Source organism: Brevundimonas sp. (assembly GCF_018608325.1).
Taxonomy (GTDB): Bacteria; Pseudomonadota; Alphaproteobacteria; order Caulobacterales; family Caulobacteraceae; genus Brevundimonas.
This window is the reverse complement of sequence record NZ_JABAZW010000062.1, coordinates 27444-35591: the sequence shown is the minus strand read 5'-3', so window position 1 is coordinate 35591 and position 8148 is coordinate 27444. Positions and strand designations below refer to the sequence as shown.

General features: G+C 65.7%; 11 protein-coding genes and 1 pseudogene. 2 read left to right on the top strand and 10 right to left on the bottom strand.

All coding sequences use genetic code 11. The features are described from left to right. From QZ281_RS06730 to sdhC, 8 genes are all read right to left on the bottom strand, one after another. Positions 1-308 (bottom strand): PilZ domain-containing protein (locus QZ281_RS06730; protein ID WP_292226283.1); only part of this gene is annotated, 308 nt, incomplete at its 3' end. 18 nt (positions 309-326) lie between these two features. Next, on the bottom strand, positions 327-1169 hold the full coding sequence (locus QZ281_RS06725; protein ID WP_292226280.1) for a kinase: 843 nt from the start codon (positions 1167-1169) through the stop codon (positions 327-329). Next, positions 1132-1452: a 2Fe-2S iron-sulfur cluster-binding protein gene (locus QZ281_RS06720; protein WP_292226278.1), complete on the bottom strand. Its 321-nt coding sequence runs from the start codon at positions 1450-1452 to the stop codon at positions 1132-1134. The genes QZ281_RS06725 and QZ281_RS06720 overlap by 38 nt, the downstream gene beginning before the upstream one ends. 38 nt (positions 1453-1490) lie before the next feature. Then, positions 1491-1829 carry a gamma-glutamylcyclotransferase family protein gene (locus QZ281_RS06715; RefSeq protein ID WP_292226275.1) on the bottom strand — a complete coding sequence of 113 codons (339 nt, stop codon included), beginning with the start codon at positions 1827-1829 and terminating at the stop codon, positions 1491-1493. 20 nt (positions 1830-1849) lie between these two features. Then, a complete protein-coding gene (locus tag QZ281_RS06710) occupies positions 1850-2644 on the bottom strand; it encodes a succinate dehydrogenase iron-sulfur subunit (RefSeq protein ID WP_292226272.1) in 795 nt (264 codons plus the stop codon). 1 nt (position 2645) lies between these two features. Next, entirely contained in the window at positions 2646-4430 is a 1785-nt protein-coding gene (gene sdhA / locus QZ281_RS06705) for a succinate dehydrogenase flavoprotein subunit (protein WP_292226271.1), read from the bottom strand. Between the two features lie 7 nt (positions 4431-4437). Continuing rightward, positions 4438-4842 carry a succinate dehydrogenase, hydrophobic membrane anchor protein gene (gene sdhD, locus QZ281_RS06700; protein ID WP_292226269.1) on the bottom strand — a complete coding sequence of 135 codons (405 nt, stop codon included), beginning with the start codon at positions 4840-4842 and terminating at the stop codon, positions 4438-4440. Next, the gene (sdhC, locus tag QZ281_RS06695; protein WP_292226266.1) at positions 4839-5303 is read right to left on the bottom strand and encodes a succinate dehydrogenase, cytochrome b556 subunit; all 465 of its coding nucleotides are present in this window, start codon (positions 5301-5303) and stop codon (positions 4839-4841) included. The genes sdhD and sdhC overlap by 4 nt, the downstream gene beginning before the upstream one ends. Before the next feature lie 203 nt (positions 5304-5506). On the opposite strand from sdhC, the gene QZ281_RS06690 reads away from it, so the two are divergent. Next, positions 5507-6091, top strand: coding sequence for a hypothetical protein (locus QZ281_RS06690; protein ID WP_292226263.1), 585 nt, complete (start codon positions 5507-5509; stop codon positions 6089-6091). Between the two features lie 2 nt (positions 6092-6093). Here the strand turns inward: QZ281_RS06690 and QZ281_RS06685 are convergent, their stop codons facing one another. Together QZ281_RS06685 and QZ281_RS06680 are read right to left on the bottom strand one after the other, a co-directional pair. Beyond that, a complete protein-coding gene (locus QZ281_RS06685) occupies positions 6094-6510 on the bottom strand; it encodes an HIT domain-containing protein (RefSeq protein ID WP_292226262.1) in 417 nt (138 codons plus the stop codon). Positions 6511-6515: 5 nt separating this feature from the next. Beyond that, on the bottom strand, positions 6516-7433 hold the full coding sequence (locus tag QZ281_RS06680) for an SIMPL domain-containing protein (protein WP_292226261.1): 918 nt from the start codon (positions 7431-7433) through the stop codon (positions 6516-6518). A gap of 138 nt (positions 7434-7571) precedes the next feature. Between QZ281_RS06680 and QZ281_RS06675 the strand changes: the two are divergent. Then, positions 7572-8148: pseudogene (locus QZ281_RS06675) on the top strand (malate dehydrogenase); the annotation flags it as partial.

Genomic DNA, 8148 nt, shown 5'->3' with positions numbered 1-8148 from the left:
CGCGCCGGAACCAGCCCGCGCAGAGAGACGGCGCCGGTCTGGCGCAGGCCCGCTTCCTGACGCCTCTGCCAGACCACTACGGCGGGATAGGCGACGCCGTCCGCCACATCGATGACGGCGACCTCGGGCGGCAGGGTCGTTCCCCGATCCAAACGCAGCTTCATGCCGCCGTCCGACAGGTCAACGATGATGCAGGCCATCTCCAGACTGGGCGCGGACACCACGCCCCGGACGTTGACCAGTTTGCGCGGGTGCAGACGGCGATCCGCGCGAGCCGTTTCCCCGCGCCCGAATTTCAACCCGAACAAACCACATACTCTGAAACGCTACAGACGGCCGGTAATGGCGACCGGATGCCGGTCAGGGTCAAGCGTGGCCGTGAAATCAGCCGCGATTCCGCCGTCCATCATGTGCCGCGTCAACCGCTCGTAGAAGCGAACGAAATCGGCGATGGCGGCGCGACGTTCGGGTGGCAGACTGGTCACGCCCAGAAGCCCGGCCTCCTGTTCGCTACGCCAGTCCAGCACCCGTGCGAAATCGGGCGCCTGCAGGAAAACCAACCTGTCCAGACGTGCAGTCAGGTCCGCATAACCCCCAGCCAATCCATCATTGATTTCACCCCGCCAGCGCCCGTCCGCGTCCTGGGTCCGCTCCAGTTCATTGATCGGCGACGCCAGCATGGCCTGCGTCTGGGGCTGCGCACCCAGGCACCAGCCCTCCAGAATGATGGCGACGGGCCGCCCCGGAAACACCGGCCAGTCCGCTTCGGGTTTCCGGTCATCTGCAAGCTTGTCAAAGCGCGGCAGGGGCGTGGCGTCGCCTGGTCCGGCGCTGCGCAACTGATCCAACACCCGGTTCAACAGGCCCAGGTCGTGGGTGCCCGGCGGACCGCGGGTGGCGAACAGCGGATGGACGCGGGCCGCAAGCGCCTGACGTTCGGCCCTGGCCAGATAGACGTCATCCAGTGACAGGGCCGCACACCCGAACCGTTCGGCGACAACATGGGCCAAAGTCGATTTGCCCGAACCCTGCGACCCGGCGATGCCAAGTATGGGGGGCGGGCCCTTCGCGTCCGCCCGTTCGATCCAGCGACCGATGATCTCGACTAACCCGGGATCGACCCGGGCCATGTCAGTGCTGGTTTTCGGGCAGACGCACGACCAGGCCATTCAGCGCATCCGAGACACGGATCTGGCACGACAGGCGGCTGTTCGGCTCGACCTCTTCGGCGAAGTCCAGCATCGACTCCTCCATGGCGCTGGGCTTGCCCGCCGCCTCGCGCCAGGCTTCGTCCACATAGACATGGCAGTTGGCGCAGGCGCAGGCGCCGCCGCAGTCGGCGTCGATGCCCGGCACATTGTTGCGGATCGCGCCTTCCATGACGCTGAGGCCGTTCTTGACCTCGACCGCGTGCTCGGTCCCGTCGTGTTCGATGTAGGTGATCTTGGCCATGTCGGGGCTGCTAACACAGGTTGAAGGCGCGGCGTAGATCAGGCCGCAATATAGACCCAGGCTTCAAGCCCGGAGGCCAGTTTCACGCTGACGCGGTGATAGTCATCGACTTCATAGGCGTCGGCGGCGCGCAGTTCGTCTTCGCTGATCCGAAAGACCGTACCGTCGATCCGCTCTGACAGGTCGTCGCTGGGCCGCACGATGGGATGGTGCGTCAGGCCGCTTTCAGCGACCACCTTGGGATCGGTGATCTCGACCAGAGACCGCTCGAACCCCACAAGCTGATCCGCCGTCCCCTCCAGCAGACGACCGAAATTGGCCATCTGCACCGCCGGATCCTGAAGCGTCCCATACGAGAACAACAGCACCGGCGTCATGGAGGAAACGGGCGAAACGATCAGGCCGCCTTCTTGCGGCTGGGCGCGACCATCAGCTTCTTGGTCTCGGCGATGGCCTTGGCCGGGTTCAGACCCTTGGGGCAGACCTGGGCGCAGTTCATAATCGTGTGGCAGCGATACAGCTTGAAGGGGTCTTCAAGGTCGTCGAGGCGCTTCTGGGTCGCGTCGTCGCGGCTGTCGGAAATCCAGCGATAGGATTGCAGCAGCGCCGCCGGGCCGAGGTACTCTTCCTGGTTCCACCAGTAGCTGGGGCAGGAGGTCGAGCAGCAGGCGCACAGGATGCACTCGTACAGGCCGTCCAGCTTCTCGCGCTCAGCTGGGGTCTGCAGACGCTCCTTCTCGGGGTCCGGCTCATCCGATTGCAGATAGGGCTGGATCGAGTCGTACTGGGCGTAGAACAGGCTCAGGTCCGTCACCAGGTCCTTGACCACCGGCTGGTGCGGCAGGGGGGCGATGGTGATGTTGTGCGAGCTGCACTCATCCCAGCCCTTGGTGCAGGCCAGGGTGTTGCGCCCATCGATGTTCATCGAGCAGGAGCCGCAGATGCCTTCGCGGCACGAACGACGGAACGACAGGGTCGGGTCGATCGTGTTCTTGATGTGGATCAGGGCGTCCAGCAGCATCGGGCCGTGGTCGCCGGTCGGCACCTCATAGGTGTCCCAGCGCGGATCGGCGTCGACCTCGGGGTCGTAACGATAGACCTTGTAGGTCTTGACGTCCTTGGAGCCGGGCGCGGCCTTGTGGACCTTGCCCTTGGTCGGCTTGGAGCCCTTGGGGAGAGTGAGCTGAACCATCTTAGTAAACCCGCGCCTTAGGCTCGATGTACGAGACTTCGTCGGTCATGGTGTATTTGTGCACCGGACGGTAGTCGATCTGGACGTTCTCGCCCGGACGCTTCCACGCCAGGGTGTGCTTCATCCAGTTGACGTCGTCACGGTCCGGATAGTCCTCGCGGGCGTGGGCGCCGCGCGATTCGGTGCGGTTCAGGCCGCCCTCGATGGTGACCACAGCCTGAGCGATCAGGTTGTCGTACTCCAGCGTCTCCATCAGGTCCGTGTTCCAGATCAGGCCACGGTCCGTGGTCTTGATGTCGGAACCCGCTGCGTCGATGGCGCGCAGCTTCTGCACGCCTTCTTCCAGCGTCTTGCCGGTGCGGAAGACGGCGGCGTCGGCCTGCATGGCCTGCTGCATCGCCAGACGCAGCTCAGCGGTCGGGGTCGAGCCGTTGGCGTTGCGGAACCGGTCCAGACGGGCCAAGTGGGCGTCGGTCTGGGCCTTGGAGGCCGACGGAACAGCCGAGTTCTTGTCCACCACCTCGCCGCAGCGCAGGCCGACAGCGCGACCGAACACCACCAGGTCGGTCAGGGAGTTTGAACCCAGACGGTTGGCGCCGTGCACCGAGACGCAGGCCGCTTCGCCCACAGCCATCAGGCCCGGAACCACGCTGTCGGGGTTGCCGTCGCGCAGCGTCAGAACTTCGCCGTGATAGTTCGTCGGTATGCCGCCCATGTTGTAGTGTACGGTCGGCAGGACCGGGATCGGCTCCTTGGTCACGTCGACGCCAGCGAAGATCTTGGCGCTTTCGGAAATGCCCGGCAGGCGCTGGTGCAGGATCTTGGGATCCAGGTGATCCAGGTGCAGGAAGATGTGGTCCTTCTTCGGACCCACGCCGCGGCCTTCACGGATTTCGATGGTCATGGAGCGCGAAACCATGTCGCGCGGGGCCAGATCCTTCACGGTCGGCGCATAGCGCTCCATGAAGCGTTCGCCTTCAGAGTTGGTCAGGTAACCGCCTTCACCGCGTGCGCCCTCGGTGATCAGGCAGCCGGCGCCATAGATGCCGGTCGGGTGGAACTGCACGAACTCCATGTCCTGCAGCGGCAGACCGGCGCGCAGCACCATCGCATTGCCGTCACCGGTGCAGGTGTGGGCCGAGGTGGCGCTGAAGTAGGCGCGGCCATAGCCGCCGGTCGCCAGAACCACCATCTTGGCGCGGAACTGGTGAAGCTGGCCGGTGTCGAGTTGCAGGGCGGTGACGCCGGTGCAGACGCCGTCCTGCATGATCAGGTCCAGGCCGAAATATTCGACGAAGAACTTCACTTCGCGACGGACCGACTGGCCGTACAGGGTGTGCAGGATGGCGTGGCCGGTGCGGTCGGCGGCGGCGCAGGTGCGCTGCACCGGGCCTTCACCGAAGTTGCGGGTCATGCCGCCGAAGGCGCGCTGATAGATCTTGCCTTCCTCGGTGCGCGAGAACGGCACGCCCCAGTGTTCCAGCTCGTAAACCGCCTTGGGCGCGTTGCGGACGAGGTACTCGATGGAGTCCTGGTCGCCCAGCCAGTCCGACCCCTTGACGGTGTCGTACATGTGCCATTGCCAGCTGTCCTCGCCCATGTTGCCGAGCGAGGCGGAGATGCCGCCCTGCGCCGCGACAGTGTGGCTACGTGTGGGGAAGACCTTGGTCACGCAGGCGACCTTCAGGCCCTGCTGAGCGGCGCCGAGCGCGGCGCGAAGGCCCGAGCCGCCAGCGCCGACGACGACGACGTCGTACTCGTGGTCGATAAGTTCGTAAGCAGCCATTACTTGATCAGGCTCCGAAGCCGGCAGGCAGCGGCGCAGAACCCAGCGCCAGCCGCGTGATGAAGAAGATGCTGGCCGCTGCAAGCACCAGGAAGATCAGGTTCAGCAGGATCACCAGCGCATTGCGCAGGCCCGGATTGGGGACATAGTCCTCAAGGATCACCTTCCAGGCTAGGCTGGCGAAACCGAAGAAGACCACCACCGTCGCGCCCAGCAGCACGGCGTTCAGCGTGCTGGAGAACCAGGCGGCGACCACGCCATAGTCAGCGCCGGTCAGGGTGAAGGCGGTCGAGGCCAGCCACAGACCCAGAGGGATCAGGGCCGCAAGGGCGATACGCTCGTTCAGCCACTCGCTGGCGCCGTGGCGCTCGGAGATCTTGACGTTGTTCTTGAACTTGGCGGCGCCGCTCACAGCGAGACCCTCCCCGTGGTGAACAGCAGGACCCAGAACAGCACGGCCAGCGGCACAGGGGCCCAGACTGCGATGTTGGACAGCAGGACCGCCGACTTCAGCGTCAGGCCCCGGCCCGTGTCATTGGTCAGGTGGCGCGCGCCGTTCAGGATGAAGGAGAACAGCACCACCGTCAGGCCGAAGCCGACGAACAGGCCCAGCGGCGAGGCGGCGCATTGGGACACGCAGGCATAGACCTCAGGCCCGAAGGCCAGGGCGGCCAGCCAGCCGATCAGGATCACGGCGCCGACCGTCGCCGCGATGATCGTGGCGCGGAACAGGATCGAGGCCGTCATCGTGACGTGCCAACGCCAGATGCTCATGTGCGGCGAAAGGGGGGTACGGTGTCCGTTCGGCTGGGTGACGAAACGGCCGGTATGGTCGTCGCGCGCATCCCCCGAGTTCGGGCTGGGATGAGTCATGCGAATCGTTCTCAAAAGCGAATGAATTCAATCGCCGTGTGCGGTTGCGAAGGCTTTAGTGACCGGCAAGCGTGGGTGTCAACAAACGGCTTCAACAAGTGTTGCAATGTGGCCTGCAGGGATCGCTTTCGAACCCGATCACGATTGCGCGCTTTGCAATCCGAGACTTTGCCCTTGAGGCCGGGGTTTGGCAGGGTAAGCCCATGATCTGGCTCGCCTTCGCCTCAGCCCTGACCATCCAGGCGACCTACGGGCCGCTGGACGCGACGCCGGAAACCTATCAGCCCCCGGCCATTCGACCTTTTGAACCGCCCTCCGACTTTGGTCGGACCCCGGCGCAGGGCGATGGCGAGACGATCCGACATCGCGCCCCCCTGACCCAGCCCGTGACCGTCGACGCCTATGCCGCCAGCTATGAGGTCAGCCCGTCAGACACAGAGACTGCCTATGATCAGGGCGTGGCCCAGGCCGAACTCGACACCGACCGCCGCATGGGTCCGCTTGACGGTCGCTGGCGTGTGATGGGCGCGGACGGCAAGCCTCTGTTGTCCCTGGCCCTGACGGATCGGGGTGAGGGGCGGATGATCGAGGGCGCCTGGACCCGCCTCGACAGCCAGCCCGGTGTTGAACTCAGCGGCCCCGCTGGTCCCGCCACAACCGATGGCCAGACGGTCGTGGTGCCGATCACCGGGGGCGAACTGCACCTGCAACAGGCGGGATCGGGCTGGACCGGAGCCCTGGTCCAGAAGGGTCGTCGCCATCCGGTGACTGTGGCACGTCCCGGCTAGGCCTACGCCGCGTTCGTGATCCGCGCCAGAACCGCCGCGCGCTGCTCGGGCGCATAGGGTTCAGCCGGTCCCCGCCCCCAGACCGGATCGGGCCACAGGCTGTCGTCCCGACGACGCCCGACCACATGAACGTGCAGTTGGGCGGTCACATTGCCGATGGCCCCGACATTCAGCTTGTCGATAGAGCGACCACTTTCGCCTCCCAAGGCCCGGACCAGATCGCCCGCCCGCACCGTCTCCTCCATCAACGCCGCCCGCTGATCCGCCGTCAGGTCGGATAGTTCCACCACCCCTTCGATGCGAGGGATCAGTATCAGCCAGGGGAAGCGGGCGTCATCCTGAAGACGGACATGGCACAGGCCCCATTCGCCCGCAGCGATGGAGCCTGCCTCGAACGCAGGATCGACAGAGAAGGTCATTCAGATCAGTTCAGGCTGTAGATGATGCAGGCGCTGTCGCTCAGGGTCTGGAGCGGCGGCTGCAGGGCCAGACGCGCGGCCTCGATCTGATCTTCACTGGGCGCACCGCCCGCTGCAGGCGCTGCTGGCGGAGGAGGCGGCGGAGCGAAACTCGCCCGTTCCATCACCTTCGAACCGGTGACCACAATCTCATCCACCGAGGTCGCCGGACCAGAGGCGGCATAGGAGGGCCAGCCCGCCAGCACGTCCGTCTGACAGACCCGCCCGGACGGATCGATGATCCGCACCCGGCCCAGGGTCGCGCCTGCATTCGTCGCCGCCGCCTCTGCGCGACGGCGTGCATCCTTCATCGCCTCGGCGGCCAGATTGGCCTTCCAGCTGTTTTCCGGGTCCAGACTGAAGCTGACCTGCCCAATGGCCGTGGGGCGCGAGGCGACGATGGTGGCGTAGACCCGCTCGATCAGGGCGACATCGCGCACGGTCACGCGCACGGCGGCATCGGCCTGATAACGGGCGATCCGGTCGGCGCGGGTGTTGTCGCGCATGACACCGTCCGCATCGCGATACTGGTCATAGATGGGGCGGGTGGTGACGCTGGTCTCGACCCGCACCTTGTCGGCGCCATAGCCCGCCAGTGCCTGGCTGAGCGCGCGCACCTGATCGGCAGCAGCGCGCGAGGCATCGTTCACGCTGCGCTCCACCGACTGGAAACTGGCGGCGACAAAGGCGCGGTTGGCCTGAAGCTCGACCTTCACATTGCCGACAGAGGCGATGACCGGATCGCGCATCCACCAGGGCGCGGGGATATAGCGGTCGCCAATGGTCGCAGGCGGCGTCTGAGCCAGGGCGGGCGCTGCGACCGCCGTTGCCAGCAGGCCAATGGTCAAGCTCAGGCACAAGCTCGGGGACAGAGAAGCGCGCATCGAAATCCTCCTGTTACAGGCGAACCTTCGCAGGCTGGGCCAAACGCGTAAAGCGAGGTTCTTGCGACAGCCGCCCGAGGGGTCTAGACCGCCGCCACGATTTGTATCCTTTCGCACACGCAACAAACGGAGACATCCATGGCTCGCGCGAAGATCGCCCTTATCGGCGCCGGCATGATCGGCGGCACCCTGGCCCACGTGGCCGCCCGCGAAGCCCTTGGCGACGTGATCCTGTTCGACATCGCTGAAGGCACGCCGCAGGGCAAAGCCCTGGACATCGCCGAAGCCTCGGCCGTCTTCGGCCAGGACGTGGCCCTGAAGGGTGCCAACGACTACGCCGACATCGCGGGCGCAGACGTCTGCATCGTCACCGCTGGCGTGCCGCGCAAGCCGGGCATGAGCCGCGACGACCTGATCGGCATCAACCTGAAGGTCATGAAGGCCGTCGGCGAAGGCATCAAGGCCCACGCCCCCAACGCCTTCGTCATCTGCATCACCAACCCGCTCGACGCCATGGTCTGGGCCCTGCAGAAGTTCTCGGGTCTGCCCAAGGAGAAGGTCGTCGGCATGGCTGGCGTTCTGGACTCGGCGCGCTTCGCCTACTTCCTGGCTGAAAAGACCGGCGTGTCGGTGCAGGACATCCACGCCTGGACCCTGGGCGGTCACGGCGACGACATGGTGCCGATGGTGCGTCACTCGACCGTCGGCGGCCTGC